Source organism: Pseudomonas sp. TE50-2 (genome assembly GCF_040813665.1).
Classification (GTDB): domain Bacteria; phylum Pseudomonadota; class Gammaproteobacteria; order Pseudomonadales; family Pseudomonadaceae; genus Aquipseudomonas; species Aquipseudomonas soli.
Window position 1 is genome coordinate 587595 of record NZ_JBFNXN010000001.1, and the last position, 13991, is coordinate 601585.

The window sequence follows — 13991 nt, forward strand, 5'->3', positions numbered from 1 at the left end:
GTCTGTAATTGTTGTGAGAAGCCGGAGCGCCCTCCGTCATCCAACCCTGCAATTGCCTGCCTGCATGGTTCACCTCGCGCCTAGCGCGTAAGGTGAGATACCTGCTGCATCCCATGAGGCCAAGGATTGCAATACATGCCACCCCACGCTCGGCGCCCCGACCTGCGCACCCTCATACTCGTGCTCTGCGCCATCACCGCGCTGGTGATGCTGCTGGCCAGTTACTTCGCCAGCTACCGGGTGCAACGCCAACTGCTCATCGACAGCGCCCTGGAAGCCAACCGGGCCTACGCCGCCAAAGTGGCCGCCGTGACCGAGACCACCCTGGGCAACGCCCTGCAGCAACTGGCCTACAGTGCCAGCCAATGTGCCCGGCACCCCGATGACGATAGCCTGGTACAGGCTGAGATCGACCGCCTGCAACAGCAAAGCAACCTGTTCAACTCCACCTTGCGGGTCAGCGCCCAAGGTGTGGTGCGTACACTTGCGCCAGCGCCACTGCAACACCTGGCCGGTACCCAGGCCAGCTCGGCCGCGGCCCAGGAAGCCTTGCGCGAACGCCGCACGCTGGTATCCACGCCCTTCCTGTCGGCGGCCGGCAACCTGCTGGTGATCATGTCGCAGCCAATCTTCGACGCCGACGGGCGCTACCAGGGCTATATCGGCGGCAGCCTGTACCTGCGCGAACGCAACCTGCTCAACAGCCTGCTGGGCACACACTTCTACCAGAACGGCGCCTACCTCTACGTGATCGATCGCAACCGTCGACTGCTGTTCCACCCCGACAGCCAGCGGGTCGGCACCCTGGTGGGCGACAACCCCTTGGTCGACGACCTGCCTGGACTGGACCAAGGTACCCGGCGGCTGATCAACAGCCAGGGCGTGGAGATGCTTGCCGGTTTCGCCACGGTGCCCAGCACCGGCTGGGCCATCGTTTCCCAGCAACCACTGCAACAGACCGTGGCACCGCTGCGTCACCTGATCCTCAATGTCATCGCCATTTCCGCGCCATTGGCCCTGCTCGGCTGCCTGCTGCTGTGCTGGCTGACGCAAGTCATTGCCCACCCGCTCAGGCAACTGGCCACGGTCGCCCGGGGCCCGGGCGAGCAGCGGACCACCGAGCGCATCCACCAGGTCCGCGCCTGGTACGCCGAGGCCGCAGAGCTCAAGCGCGCCCTGCTGTTCGGCCTGAACCTGTTGCAGGAGCGCATCGGCCGGCTCAACCATGACGCCCAGACCGACCCACTCACCGGACTGTTGAACCGTCGCGGGCTGCAGCAGGCACTGCGCTTGCTGCAGGCCGAGAAACGCGGCTTCGCCGTGGTGGTGCTGGACATCGACCATTTCAAGCGGATCAACGACAGCCACGGCCACGACATCGGTGACCTGGTCCTGCAGCGGCTCGCAAGCCTGATGCGTGGCACCTGCCGTGAGGGCGATCTGCTGTGCCGCACCGGCGGCGAGGAGTTCCTGATGCTCCTGCCGGGCGCAGGGCTGGAAGTGGCGACCGCCATCGCCGGCCACCTGCGCCTGACCGTGGAACAGACTGCTATCGAGCCTATCGGTGGGATCACGCTGTCACTGGGCGTGGCCAGCTGGCAGTCCCAGGCAGGTGAAGAACCCGCGGATACCCTGCGCAAGGCTGACCAGGCGCTGTACAGGGCCAAGCAGAAAGGGCGCAACCGCGTGTGTATCGACAGTCCGGCCTGATGTCGAGGCGAAAAACGCCCTCAGGCGACAGGCTGGAGTAATGTCCCGCACTTTTGCTCAAGGTGGAGTGAGGGTAAGCCTTCCCCCCTGAAGAATGAAGCGCCAGCCACGTTAAGCTTTTGTCCCTTTTCAAACCGGTACACGCAGGTACCGGTGTTTACCTCCAAGGATGTTCCCGTGTCGAAGATTCAGCGTTTCACCCTCCTCTCCCTGGCAGCGCTTGGCATGCTCAGCCTCGCAGCCTGCAGCGCCAACCCCGAGGCCAGGGCAAAAGTCGACGCCGCCGCCCTGGCCGGTTTCACGGCGGCCATGCAGAGCGCGCTCATCAACCGCATCGATGCCGCCAACCAAGGCACTCTGGTCGGCGTGGTCACGCTCAAGCTCACCCTGGACCGAAACAATCGCCCCATCGCCTGCAAGGCCGTGCGCAGTCCGATTGCCCATGAACGGCTGTTGCCATTGGGAGTCACGGCATCTCCCCTGAGCCAATTGAAGCAATTGGTCGAGCACGAATGCTGGAGAACCACCTACCCGCCTGTGCCTGAAGGCCTGTTCGAGAACGACCAGGTGGAAGTGATCGCCCCCCTTGTGCTGATCTCTCGCCTGCCGATGCAGCGACCCTGAACCCGGCATCCGGTGCTAACAGGCATCCGGATGTCGCCCCCGACAAAGCACCCTCGCCCTGCCGCTTGTCTACTGGCCCGAGAACAACGACGCCGCGCCCCGAGCGCGGCGCATCCGTCCAGGCTGCCAAGACCACCGGAGAGCACCCCATGTCCATCGCCCACGAGGTCCCACCCGCCACCTTGCGGCGGGTGATCGCCGCCTCGGCCATCGGCAATTTCGTCGAATGGTTCGACTTCGCCGTCTACGGTTTCCTCGCCACCCTGATCGCCAGCCAGTTCTTCGCCAGCGAGGATGCCAGTGTCGCCCTGCTCAAGACCTTCGCCGTGTTTGCCGTGGCCTTCGCCTTGCGCCCGCTGGGCGGCATCGTGTTCGGCGCGCTGGGCGACCGTCTCGGGCGCAAGCGCATCCTGTCGCTGACCATCCTGCTGATGGCCGGCTCCACCACGCTGATCGGCCTGCTGCCGACCTATGCCAGCATCGGCGTGCTGGCCCCGGCGCTGCTCACCCTTGCCCGTTGCCTGCAGGGGTTTTCCGCAGGGGGTGAATATGCCGGCGCTTGCGCCTACCTGATGGAGCACGCGCCACGGGGCCGGCGCGCGTTCTACGGCAGCTTCGTGCCGGTCTCGACCTTCTCCGCCTTCGCCTGTGCGGCGGTCATCGCCTATGGCCTGGAAGCGAGCCTCACACCCGAGGCGATGAACGCCTGGGGTTGGCGTATTCCGTTCCTGGTCGCCGCCCCCTTGGGCCTGGTCGGCCTTTACCTGCGCTGGCGCATGGAGGAAACCCCGGCGTTTCGCCAGGCAATCGCCGAAGGCAAGGCGCACAGCCATTCGCCGCTGGGCGACACCCTGCGCCACCATGGCCGCACCATCCGCAACCTTGGCGCGTTCATATCGCTGACGGCGCTGTCGTTCTACATGTTCACCACCTACTTCGCCACCTACCTGCAGACGGTCGGCCACCTGAGCCGCGCCCAGGCGCTACTGGTCTCGACCGTGGCGCTGCTGTTCGCCGCGGCCGGCTGCCCACTGGCAGGCGCCTTTTCCGATCGTGTCGGACGGCGTCGGACCATCGGCTTCACTTGCCTCTGGGTGATGATCGCGGTGTTCCCGGCTTACTGGCTGGCCAGTTCGGGGTCGCTGGCGGGGGCATTGCTGGGGGTGGTCCTGCTGGCCATCGGCGCGCTGATGAGTGGCGTGGTCACCGCCGCGCTGCTGTCGGAGTGCTTCCCCACGCGCAGCCGCTACACCGCCTCGGCGATCACCTACAACGTCGCCTACACCCTGTTCGGCGGCACCGCGCCGCTGGTGGCGACCTGGTTGATCGAACAGAGTGGCAGCCGCCTGGCCCCGGCGTTCTACCTGGTGGTGATTGCCTTGCTGGCGTTGATCGGCGGGCTGGCGTTGCCGGAGACCGCGCAGGTTTCGCTGCACGAGGAAAACCCGGGCACCGACCCGTTGCAGGCATCCCAGGGGCTTTAAGACGGGGATAGCCAACATCGCGGGGCATGTCGCATCGAAGCGTCGATGCGACATGCCCCGCGATCGGCGTTATGCCAGGTCGAACCTGTCCAGCTCCATGACTTTCACCCAAGCCGCCACGAAGTCCTTGACGAACTTCTCCTTGGCATCGCTGCTGCCATACACCTCGCTCAAGGCACGCAGCTGCGCATGGGAGCCGAACACCAGGTCGACCCGGCTGGCGGTCCATTTCACCTGGCCGGTCTTGCGGTCACGGCCCTCGAACGCTTCGTTGTCCGCCCCGGTCGGTTTCCACTCCACGCCCATGTCCAGCAGGTTGCGGAAGAAGTCATTGCTGAGCACGCCGACCTTGTCGGTGAACACACCCTCCTTGCTGCCGCCATGGTTGGCGCCTAGCACCCGCAGGCCACCGACCAGCACGGCCAGTTCCGGTGCGGTGAGCGTCAGCAACTGGGCCTTGTCCAGCAGCAATTTCTCGGCCTTGACGCTGTAGCGCGCCTTGCTGAAGTTGCGGAAACCGTCGGCCAGGGGCTCGAGCACGGCGAACGACTCGACATCGGTCTGTTCCTGCGAGGCGTCCACGCGCCCCGGGTGGAACGGCACGCTGATGTTGTGCCCGGCATCTTTAGCGGCTTTTTCCACCGCCGCGCTGCCGGCCAGCACGATCAGGTCGGCCAGGGAGATCTTGTTGCCGCCCTCGCTGCGGATCTTCTCCAGCGCTGTCAGCACCTTGTCCAGCCCCTGGTTCGCCGTCCAACCGTTCTGCGGCGCCAGGCGCAGGCGGCCGCCGTTGGCGCCGCCGCGCTTGTCGGAACCGCGGAAGGTCGAGGCCGAGGCCCAGGCGGCGGACACCAGTTCACCGACACTCAGCCCCGAAGCCAGCACCTTGGCCTTGAGCGCGGCGATATCGGCGTCGCTAGGTTGAGGTCCGGCCTTGGGCAGCGGGTCCTGCCACAGCAGCTCCTCGTTGGGCATTTCCGGCCCGAGATAGCGCGCCAGCGGGCCCATGTCGCGGTGGATCAGCTTGTACCAGGCACGGGCGAAGGCATCGGCGAGCTGGTCGGGGTTGTCCTTGAAGCGCCGGGCAATGGGCTCGTAGATCGGGTCGAAGCGCAGCGCCAGGTCAGAGGTGAGCATCGACGGCGCGTGCTTCTTGCCGGGATCATGGGCATCAGGCACGCTCCCCACGCCCTTGCCGTCCTTCGGCCGCCACTGGTGGGCACCAGCCGGGCTCTTGGTCAGTTCCCACTCGAAGTTGAACAGGTTGTTCAGGTACTCGTTGCTCCACTTCGTCGGGGTCGAGGTCCAGGTCACTTCCAGGCCGCTGGTGATGGTGTCGCCACCCTTGCCGGTACCGAACTTGTTGCTCCAGCCCAGGCCCTGCAGCTCGAGGCCCGCCGCTTCTGGCTCGGCACCGACATTGTCGGCGGGGCCGGCGCCGTGGGTCTTGCCGAAGGCATGGCCGCCGGCGATCAGCGCCACGGTCTCTTCATCGTTCATGGCCATGCGACCGAAGGTCTCGCGGATATCCTTGCCGGAGGCGACCGGATCGGGGTTGCCCTCCGGGCCTTCGGGGTTCACGTAGATCAGCCCCATCTGCACGGCGCCCAGCGGGTTTTCCAGGTTGCGCTCGCCGCCCAGGTCACGCCCCTGCTCTTCCGGGCGCTTGGCCGGTTCGGCGACCAGGTCGCCCTTGCCCGGCGGCTCGGCCTTGCCGTAGCGAGTGTCGCCACCCAGCCAGACCTTCTCCGAGCCCCAGTACACGTCCTCGTCCGGCTCCCACACGTCGGCGCGGCCACCAGAGAAGCCGAAGGTCTTGAAGCCCATGGACTCCAGGGCGACGTTGCCGGTAAGCACGATCAGATCGGCCCAGGAGATCTTGTTGCCGTACTTCTGCTTGATCGGCCACAGCAGGCGCCGGGCCTTGTCCAGGCTGACGTTGTCCGGCCAGCTGTTGAGCGGGGCGAAGCGTTGCTGGCCGGAGCCGGCGCCGCCCCGGCCATCGCCGATGCGATAGGTGCCGGCGCTGTGCCAGGCCATGCGGATGAACAGCGGGCCGTAATGGCCGAAGTCGGCCGGCCACCAGTCCTGGGAATCGGTCATCAAGGCGCGCAGGTCTGCTTTCAATGCCTGGAAGTCGAGGCTCTTGAACGCCTTGGCGTAGTCGAAGTCCGGGTCCATGGGGTCGGACTTGCTGGAGTGCTGGTGGAGGATCTTCAGGTTGAGCTGGTCAGGCCACCAGTCACGGTTGCTGGTGCCGCCACCGGCGGTCTGGTGGAACGGGCATTTCGATTCGTTCGCCATCTGCTTCTACCTTTTGGGTCGGTTCAATTCAGATTTCCGGGCGTTCTTGTAATTGCGCTGCCAGGTGTTGGATCAGGCGTTCGCCAAGCGCGCCTGCCCCTCATCGGTTATGGCCGGGCACACCTGTGCGCCGGCTTTTCACGGAACCAGCAGAAAGACTAGCCGAGCTTGGGCAGAGGTCTAATAGAGGCGATATTGGGGGGTGATAGCCTGGCTCTGTCAGCCTGTGGCGCCGGCAGATCAGGATCGTCACATTGATCTGTTCAACTGGGCTCGCCCCGATGCAAAAGCATATTCGGCCGTCCTTCGCGAGAGTGGCCGACCCAGCGCCAGGGACGGCGCAGTCACGGGCTTGATGGCACTTGCATAGCCAAGTGCATGTACAACTCGGACGAAATGCGCCTCGCGCCCTTTCGTACCGCGGCAAGTGAAGGCACAATGCGTGTCCTTTTTTTGGCCGGCCTGGCCGGGGGCCTTTAAATGATCAAGACGCCGTACTACCTCATCGACAAAACCAAGCTGCTGAGCAACATGGAGAAGATCGCCTACGTGCGCGAACACTCCGGTGCCAAGGCACTGCTTGCCCTCAAGTGCTTCGCTACCTGGTCGGTATTCGACCTGATGCAGCAGTACATGGACGGCACCACCTCGTCTTCGCTGTTCGAGCTCAAGCTCGGCCGCCAGAAGTTCGCCGGCGAAACCCATGCCTACAGCGTGGCCTGGGCCGACGACGAAGTCGAAGAGATGCTCGACAACTGCGACAAGATCATCTTCAACTCCATCGGCCAGCTCGAGCGCTTCGCCGAGCAGTCCGAAGGCAAGGTGCGTGGCCTGCGCGTCAACCCGCAGGTGAGCAGCTCCGACTACCTGCTGGCCGACCCGGCGCGCCCGTTCAGCCGCCTCGGCGAGTGGGACCCGGAAAAGATCGAGAAGGTGATCGAGAAGATCTCCGGCTTCATGTTCCACAACAACTGCGAGAACGGCGACTTCGGCCTGTTCGACAAGATGCTCACGCACATTGAGGAACGTTTCGGCCACCTGCTGCACAAGGTCGAATGGGTCAGCCTCGGCGGCGGCATCCACTTCACCGGCGAAGACTATGCCGTGGACGCCTTCTGCGCGCGCCTGAAGCAGTTCGCCGAAACCTACGGCGTGCAGGTCTACCTGGAGCCGGGCGAAGCGGCCATCACCAACAGCGCCTCGCTGGAAGTGACCGTGCTCGACACCCTGTACAACGGCAAGCACCTGGCCGTGGTCGATAGCTCGATCGAAGCGCACCTGCTCGACCTGCTGATCTACCGCCTCAACGCCAAGATGGCCCCCAACGACGGCGCGCACACCTACATGGTCTGCGGCAAGTCGTGCCTGGCCGGCGACATCTTCGGCGAGTACCAATTCGACAAGCCACTGGCCATCGGTGATCGGCTGTCGTTCGTCGACACGGCGGGCTACACCATGGTCAAGAAAAACTGGTTCAACGGTCTGAAAATGCCATCCATCGCGGTCAAGCAACTCGACGGCAGCGTCGAAGTGGTGCGCGAGTTCGGTTTCGAAGACTACGTTTCGAGCCTGTCGTAAGACAGGCTTTCATGAAGGAGAGCAGCTGAATTGAAGAAGAACGTTCTTATCATTGGTGCAGGAGGTGTCGCCAAGGTGGTGGCCCACAAGTGCGCACAGCATAACGACGAACTGGGTCGTATTGCGATTGCGTCACGGAACATCTCCAAATGCCAGGCCATCATCGACAGCGTCAAGGCCAAGGGTAGCCTCAAGGTACCCGCCGACATCCAGGCCTTCTCGCTCAACGCCCTCGATGTCGAGGCGACCAAGGCACTGATCCGCGAGACCGAATCGCAGATCGTGATCAACGTTGGCTCCGCCTTCCTCAACATGTCGGTGCTGCGTGCCTGCATCGATACCGGTGTCGCTTATCTTGACACCGCCATCCACGAAGAGCCGGGCAAGATCTGCGAGACCCCGCCGTGGTACGGCAACTACGAGTGGAAACACCTCGAAGAGTGCCAACAAAAGAACATTACCGCCATTCTCGGCGTCGGCTTCGACCCGGGTGTGGTGAACAGCTACGCGAAACTCGCGCAGCAGCAGTACTTCGACCAGATCGACTCGATCGACATCCTGGACGTGAATGCCGGTTCCCACGGCAAGTACTTCGCCACCAACTTCGACCCGGAAATCAACTTCCGCGAGTTCACCGGGCAAGTCTGGAGCTGGCAGAACAGCCAGTGGACCAGCAACACCATGTTCGAGGTCAAGCGCACCGACGATCTGCCGGTAGTGGGTTCGCAGAACCTGTACCTGACCGGCCACGACGAAGTGCACTCGATCTCGAAGAACCTGAACGTGCCGAACGTGCGTTTCTGGATGAGCTTCGGCGAGCACTACATCAATGTGTTCACCGTGCTGAAGAACCTCGGCCTGCTCAGCGAGCAACCGGTGAAGACCGCCGAAGGCCTGGAAGTGGTGCCGCTGAAAGTGGTCAAGGCCGTGCTGCCGGATCCGGCCTCGCTGGCCCCGGGCTACACCGGCAAGACCTGCATCGGTGACCTGGTCAAGGGCACCAAGGACGGCCAGCCGCGCGAGGTGTTCATCTACAACGTGGCCGACCACGAAGAAGCCTACGCCGAGACCGACAGCCAAGGTATTTCCTACACCGCAGGCGTGCCTCCGGTAGCCGCCGCGCTGCTGGTTGCCCGTGGCCAGTGGGATGCCGGGCGCATGGTCAACGTCGAGGAGCTGCCGGCCGAGCCGTTCCTCAAGGCGCTGGACGTCATGGGCCTGCCGACCCGCGTCAAGGATGAAAAAGGCGATCGTCCGTGGGACGCTGAAGCCTAAGCTGCACGATGAAGGGGCGCCAGATGGCGCCCCTTCTGTTTGTAGGAGCTGTCTGTGGCTGCGGGCTTGCCCCGCACCGGCAGATCGCTACTTCCTGGCCTCCAGTATCAAGTTGAACGGCGTCTGCGTCGCCCGCCGGAAGCGCCTGAACCCCGCCTCCTCGAACACTGCCCGCAACCGAGCCTCCCCAGCCTGCGCCCCCAACCCCAGACCCACTTCCTGCGACAGTGAGTTCGGCGTGCAGATGAACGTCGAAGCCGCGTAGAACAAGCGCCCCACCGGGTTGATATTGGCATCCAGGGTATCCTCGGCGAACGGTTCCACCAGCATCACCGTGCCGTCGTCCTTGAGCGCCTGATAGGCGTGTCGTGCCGCGCCCACCGGGTCACCCATATCGTGTAAACAATCGAAGAAACACACCAGGTCCAGATCGTGGCCGGGATAGTCCTTGGCCGACGCTTGCTGGAAGCTGGCGCGCTCGGCCACGCCTGCGTCACGTGCGCGCTCGCTGGCGGTGAGCACCGAAGGCGCATGGTAGTCGTAGCCGATGAAGCGCGAGGCGGGAAACGCCTCGGCCATGACGATGGTCGAGGCGCCATGGCCACAGCCGACATCGGCCACCTGGGCGCCGGCCCGCAGCTTTTCCACCACTCCGTCCAGTGCCGGCAGCCAATCAGCCACCAGGAACGTTCGGTAGCCGGGTCGGAAGAAGCGCTCGGTGCCACTGAACATGCACGGATGATGTTCGCCCCAGGCCAGGGCGCCATCGCCGCGCATGGCCGCCACCAGCTTGTCCTTGTCATGGAACAGTGCCGCCAGCACCGAGGCGCCGCCGGCCATGTAGGCGGGCGAATCTTCCAGCGCCAACGTCATGGCCTGCTCCTCGGGCAAGGTGAACTGTCCATCGTGATGCACCAGGTAGCCCGCCGCAGCCTGGCCATTGAGCCACTCGCGTACCAGCCGCGGCTGGCAGCCGGTGCGTTCGGCCAGGGCCTCGGGCGTGACGGGCTGACTGTCGGCCATGGCCCGATACAGCCCCAGCTCATCCCCAAGGATGACATTGGCCAGCGTTGCCGCCGCCCCCATGTCGCCCACCAGCTTGCCCATGAACTCGTGAAGCCTTGCCTCGTCCATGACCTGCCCTCCTCTGCCAGAAGGCCACCGTCGGCGACGTCCGGTCCGGGAGGCGGTGGTCGGATGAATGATCGGGTCGCATCTGCAGCCGACCCGGGCTTTAAGTCTAGACCCGCCTGCGCTATCTTCGCCGCGCCGCAAGCTTGCCCGCCGACGGCGGACGACCGCATTCGCGATGCCTAAAGGAACTGTCAGCATGTTTTCCAGCCGTACCCTCGTCCTCACCCTGGGCGTTGCCTTCGTCATTCTCGACCAGTGGGTAAAACTGATCGCCCTGGTCGCCCTGAACAATCACAGCTATGTCTATGGCAACCAGAGCGTCTGGCTGGACCTGGCCCTGAGCCTCAACCCCGGAGCGTTCCTCAGCCTCGGCGCAGGGCTGGCTCCGTGGCTCAAGCAACTGGTGTTCGTGGTCGCCGTCGGCGTGGTGTGCGCCTGGGCCATGGTCTGGGCCTGGCGCCACTGGCAATCGGCACCGGTCAAGGCCAGCGCGGCCTGGTTCATCGCCGTGGGCGGGCTATCCAACTTGATCGACCGGGTTTTTCGCGACGGCCACGTGGTCGATTACCTCGTCCTCAACATCGGCACCCTGCACACCGGCGTGTTCAACCTGGCCGACATCGCCATCATGGCCGGCGCCACGGTGCTGGTGGTGGACGGCATTACCCGGCCGAGCAAACGCTGATCCCGCCTCGCCAATGGGCCGTGCTGCGCAAGGCGGTCGGCCCTGCGAAACTGGCCTTCGGAGCTTTACTACACAATTGTGGGAAGTCACCCACTGCCTTTCCACCATCATCGGAGCAGCAGACACGTTAGCCTTTTCGCACCTCAGTTCCAATGCATTCGAGGGTGCGACATGGACGAACGTAGACTGGCCGAACTTGCCGGTTTCAAACAGGCTGCACGCGGGCAGATTGCCCTGGAGATTGGCCAGCGCAACAACCATCTCGCCCAGTGGCTGGCCATCGAAGAAATCGACGAGCGCGCCATCACCGCGCATGAGCACTGGCATCCGCAGCAATATGATTTCGGCTGGGAGCGTGTACTGAAATGGAAGGCTCGGCGTGCCCATGCCCGCGCCCTCGACATCGCCCTGTGGCATCACGACCAGTTGGCAGGCTTGTGCTGGGCCTCACCGCAGGGCAGCAAGGAGAAGATCATGGTGCTGTACCTGCAGCGCAACCCTGATGATCGCCTGCTGACCAAAGGCCATGTCGCGCCCCTGTGCCTGAGCGGCGTACGCTTTTATGCCAGCATGCTGGGTCTGAAATGGGTCGTGGTGCGAGATCCCTTGCCTCAGGCCCGGGCAGCCTACGAGCGAGATGGTTTCACCCAGGTCAAGGGAGTTGGCCTTGCCTACAACTTGGACGCGGACTACGCTGCATTCACTCGGGAGGACGCATCGCATGACGGCAACACCTAGTGATTTTGAAGCAACCGTCGCCTACTTCAAGGCCGTTGCCGACGAGAAACTCGCGCGGCTACGCGCATCGCCCCACTACGACAGCTTTATCAGCGAAGCAGCCGTGGAGGCGTTTGCCAAAGTCGAAGGTTCCGCCTACGCGGGTCGCCCCAAGCCAGGCAAAGCCCGCGCACCAAAATGATCGAGGCCCTGTCAGCATCCGCAAGGCCTCAATCACCTGCACTCGCTCAGTTCTTGCGACTACCGACACTCTCCAACTGCTCAAGCAACGCCTTGGCCAATGCCTTGTCGGAAAACGGATTCTGCCCGGTGATCAACTCGCGATCGACCACTACATGGGGCTGCCAGGCCTGGACATAATTCATGTCGCCTCCTGCGCCGGCCATGGCCTTGGCGGGATAGAACTGCAGACGCTGCTCCTTGAGTGAGCCCTCGAACACCTGCTCCTCAGGGTCAGAGAAAATGGTCATGCGATAGCCCCGGTACGTCCAGTCGCTGGCCGCCGGGGTTTCGCCACGGGCGAGCGCGGCGCGGTAGGCGGCCGGGTCCTGCTGCGCCGACAGCAACGTGATCGGGCCGTGGCAAATGGCGGCCGTGGGCTTGCCGGCCTGGTGGAAATGACGCAACAGGGCACCGACGTCGGGGTTGTTGGCCAGGTCGATCAGCGGTGCATGGCCACCCGGGATGAAGATCCCGGCATAGCGGCCCATATCGCCCGCCAATACCTCCTTCACCGACAGCGTGTCGTCGATATCCGGCAGGCTGTCGACCACCTGGCGGATACGCTGCATCTCGCGGGCATCGCCGCCGAAGTACATCGGGTCGATCGAGCGCTCATCGACACTCGGCGCATTGCCTTTGGGAGTCACCAGCACCAGCTTGTAGCCGGCCTTGAGCAACTGGTCGGCAGGCACGCCGAATTCGTTGAGGTAGTAACCGGTGGGGTACGGTTTGCCGTCCTTGAGCTGCAGCTGGTTCTCGCTGGACAACAGCACCAGTACCTCACCCTTCGCAGCGGCGGCGGCCTGGCCGGCCAGCAAAGTACCAGCCAGTGCCAGCGCGACGGGAGCAATCATGTTCATGGTGTCTTCCTGATCAGTTGAATGGCGCGATATCCAGCCCGTGGGCAAGCTGGACTTGAGTCGGTGCGGCCAACCAGCCGGCGCTGGCGGCGCGATAGGCCTGGTAATGGGCACTGTTGCGATGGGCTTCGACGGCGGCGGCATCGACATACAACTCGAACAGCTCGAACGCCAATACCTCGCCCTCGCGGACGAACAGGTCATAGCGCAGGTTGCCGGGCTCGGCGCGGGTCTGCTCCACCATCCGGCGCAAGGCCTGTTCTGTGACCTCACGGTGTTCAGGATGCGGCTGGATAGTGGCGAAGATGGCAATGGTCACGGGGCGTCTCCCTCAACAAGTTGGGCCCATCCTAACCATCGCGTTATGATTCGATAATTCGAAAGCACTTATTCCTGTGATTCATTTTATGAATATCAGCAACAAGGATCTCAACCTGCTGCACCTGTTCCAGGTGCTCTATGAAGAGCGCAATGCCTCCCATGCGGCGCAACGGCTGGCCCTCAGCCAGCCCGCCCTGAGCCACAAGCTCAACAAGCTGCGCCAGCAGTTCGGCGACCCCTTGTTCGTGCGTGCGCCGCGTGGCCTCACGCCAACGCCCAGGGCCCATGAGCTGGCGCCCCGGATACAGCAGCTGGTTGCACAGCTACAGGACTTCTACAGGGATTGCGACGGCGATGATTTCCTCTCCCGCCCGACCCAGGTGCACCTTTACAGCACCGACTACCTGGAGCAGACCCTGCTGCCCAGGCTGCTGCCGATCCTGCGCACCCAGGCACCGAACCTGACCCTGATCACCCACAACACCCAGGGCGACCTGCCACGCGAGGCGCTGGAAAAAGGCACCTGCGACCTGGCCATCGCCGGTTTCTACAACGGCTTGCCGGACACCTTCCATCAACAGCGCCTGCTCAGTGAGGACTTCGTGGTACTGGCCGCCGCCGACAACCCACACCTGACCGAGGGCATGAGCCTTGAGGCGTTCCTGGCCTGCGAGCACCTGCTGACCACACTCACCGGCGACCTCGATGGCCGGGTCGATCACGCCCTGCGGGCTGTTGGTCGGCAACGTCGGGTGGTGGCCGGCCTGTCCAGCTTCATTGCCCCTACGCGCCTGGTGCGCGGCACCGACCTGCTGCTGACCTGCCTGCGCTCGCTGGCCATCGAAGCGGTCGAGCGCGACCCCGGCCTGCGCCTGCACACCCTGCCCCTGGCGCTGCCCCGGGTCGAAGTGATGCAGATCTGGCACGCGCGCACCCACGCCGACCCCTTGCGTCGCTGGTTCCGCCAACAGGTGTGGGAGGTGGCGCAGCAGGTCACTGCACCAGCTGGTTGATCTCGATGATCAGCATCAGCACCGCCAGCCACCGTCGGCGTGC

General features: G+C 64.0%; 13 protein-coding genes. 9 read left to right on the forward strand and 4 right to left on the reverse strand.

Going from position 1 to position 13991, the window contains the following annotated elements:
- Window positions 1-135: 135 nt before the first annotated feature.
- The 3 genes from AAHK21_RS02585 to AAHK21_RS02595 all read left to right on the forward strand — a co-directional run bounded on the left by AAHK21_RS02585 (window position 136) and on the right by AAHK21_RS02595 (window position 3818).
- Complete coding sequence (locus AAHK21_RS02585) at window positions 136-1710, forward strand: diguanylate cyclase (RefSeq protein ID WP_367856310.1); 1575 nt, start codon at window positions 136-138, stop codon at window positions 1708-1710.
- Window positions 1711-1887: 177 nt separating this feature from the next.
- Window positions 1888-2334 carry a hypothetical protein gene (locus AAHK21_RS02590; protein WP_367856311.1) on the forward strand — a complete coding sequence of 149 codons (447 nt, stop codon included), beginning with the start codon at window positions 1888-1890 and terminating at the stop codon, window positions 2332-2334.
- Window positions 2335-2483: 149 nt separating this feature from the next.
- A complete protein-coding gene (locus tag AAHK21_RS02595; protein WP_367856312.1) occupies window positions 2484-3818 on the forward strand; it encodes an MFS transporter in 1335 nt (444 codons plus the stop codon).
- Between the two features lie 69 nt (window positions 3819-3887).
- On the opposite strand, the gene katG is transcribed toward AAHK21_RS02595, so the two are convergent.
- On the reverse strand, window positions 3888-6122 hold the full coding sequence (katG, locus tag AAHK21_RS02600) for a catalase/peroxidase HPI (protein ID WP_367856313.1): 2235 nt from the start codon (window positions 6120-6122) through the stop codon (window positions 3888-3890).
- 480 nt (window positions 6123-6602) lie between these two features.
- Here katG and AAHK21_RS02605 point away from each other — a divergent pair, with 480 nt between their 5' ends.
- A complete protein-coding gene (locus AAHK21_RS02605; protein WP_046855995.1) occupies window positions 6603-7700 on the forward strand; it encodes a carboxynorspermidine decarboxylase in 1098 nt (365 codons plus the stop codon).
- 30 nt (window positions 7701-7730) lie between these two features.
- A complete protein-coding gene (locus AAHK21_RS02610; protein WP_038705903.1) occupies window positions 7731-8975 on the forward strand; it encodes a saccharopine dehydrogenase family protein in 1245 nt (414 codons plus the stop codon).
- An 87-nt stretch (window positions 8976-9062) separates the two neighbouring features.
- Here AAHK21_RS02610 and AAHK21_RS02615 read toward each other — a convergent pair whose 3' ends face one another.
- On the reverse strand, window positions 9063-10109 hold the full coding sequence (locus tag AAHK21_RS02615) for a class I SAM-dependent methyltransferase (RefSeq protein WP_367856314.1): 1047 nt from the start codon (window positions 10107-10109) through the stop codon (window positions 9063-9065).
- Window positions 10110-10305: 196 nt separating this feature from the next.
- Here AAHK21_RS02615 and AAHK21_RS02620 point away from each other — a divergent pair, with 196 nt between their 5' ends.
- The 3 genes from AAHK21_RS02620 (at window position 10306) to AAHK21_RS02630 (ending at window position 11713) form a co-directional block, all read left to right on the forward strand.
- Window positions 10306-10794, forward strand: coding sequence for a signal peptidase II (locus tag AAHK21_RS02620; protein ID WP_367856315.1), 489 nt, complete (start codon window positions 10306-10308; stop codon window positions 10792-10794).
- Window positions 10795-10965: 171 nt separating this feature from the next.
- A complete protein-coding gene (locus AAHK21_RS02625; protein WP_367856316.1) occupies window positions 10966-11532 on the forward strand; it encodes a hypothetical protein in 567 nt (188 codons plus the stop codon).
- Window positions 11516-11713 (forward strand): hypothetical protein, encoded by a 198-nt coding sequence (locus tag AAHK21_RS02630; RefSeq protein WP_367856317.1) that lies wholly within the window; start codon window positions 11516-11518, stop codon window positions 11711-11713. The genes AAHK21_RS02625 and AAHK21_RS02630 overlap by 17 nt, the downstream gene beginning before the upstream one ends.
- Before the next feature lie 46 nt (window positions 11714-11759).
- On the opposite strand, the gene AAHK21_RS02635 is transcribed toward AAHK21_RS02630, so the two are convergent.
- Both AAHK21_RS02635 and AAHK21_RS02640 read right to left on the reverse strand, forming a co-directional pair.
- On the reverse strand, window positions 11760-12614 hold the full coding sequence (locus AAHK21_RS02635) for a type 1 glutamine amidotransferase domain-containing protein (RefSeq protein ID WP_367856318.1): 855 nt from the start codon (window positions 12612-12614) through the stop codon (window positions 11760-11762).
- 13 nt (window positions 12615-12627) lie between these two features.
- Window positions 12628-12933, reverse strand: a complete 306-nt coding sequence (locus AAHK21_RS02640; RefSeq protein ID WP_367856319.1) for a putative quinol monooxygenase — start codon at window positions 12931-12933, stop codon at window positions 12628-12630.
- Window positions 12934-13021: 88 nt separating this feature from the next.
- Between AAHK21_RS02640 and AAHK21_RS02645 the strand changes: the two genes are divergently transcribed.
- Entirely contained in the window at window positions 13022-13948 is a 927-nt protein-coding gene (locus AAHK21_RS02645; protein ID WP_367856320.1) for a LysR family transcriptional regulator, read from the forward strand.
- Window positions 13949-13991 lie beyond the last annotated feature (43 nt).

Bases quoted from the DNA above. Each gene is read 5' to 3' on its own strand.
- AAHK21_RS02625 (WP_367856316.1), top strand. From the start codon at position 10,966: ATGGACGAACGTAGACTGGCCGAACTTGCCGGTTTCAAACAGGCTGCA.
- AAHK21_RS02595 (WP_367856312.1), top strand. From the start codon at position 2,484: ATGTCCATCGCCCACGAGGTCCCACCCGCCACCTTGCGGCGGGTGATC.
- katG (WP_367856313.1), bottom strand. From the start codon at position 6,122: ATGGCGAACGAATCGAAATGCCCGTTCCACCAGACCGCCGGTGGCGGC.
- AAHK21_RS02605 (WP_046855995.1), top strand. From the start codon at position 6,603: ATGATCAAGACGCCGTACTACCTCATCGACAAAACCAAGCTGCTGAGC.
- AAHK21_RS02630 (WP_367856317.1), top strand. From the start codon at position 11,516: ATGACGGCAACACCTAGTGATTTTGAAGCAACCGTCGCCTACTTCAAG.
- AAHK21_RS02635 (WP_367856318.1), bottom strand. From the start codon at position 12,614: ATGAACATGATTGCTCCCGTCGCGCTGGCACTGGCTGGTACTTTGCTG.
- AAHK21_RS02645 (WP_367856320.1), top strand. From the start codon at position 13,022: ATGAATATCAGCAACAAGGATCTCAACCTGCTGCACCTGTTCCAGGTG.
- AAHK21_RS02585 (WP_367856310.1), top strand. From the start codon at position 136: ATGCCACCCCACGCTCGGCGCCCCGACCTGCGCACCCTCATACTCGTG.
- AAHK21_RS02620 (WP_367856315.1), top strand. From the start codon at position 10,306: ATGTTTTCCAGCCGTACCCTCGTCCTCACCCTGGGCGTTGCCTTCGTC.
- AAHK21_RS02615 (WP_367856314.1), bottom strand. From the start codon at position 10,109: ATGGACGAGGCAAGGCTTCACGAGTTCATGGGCAAGCTGGTGGGCGAC.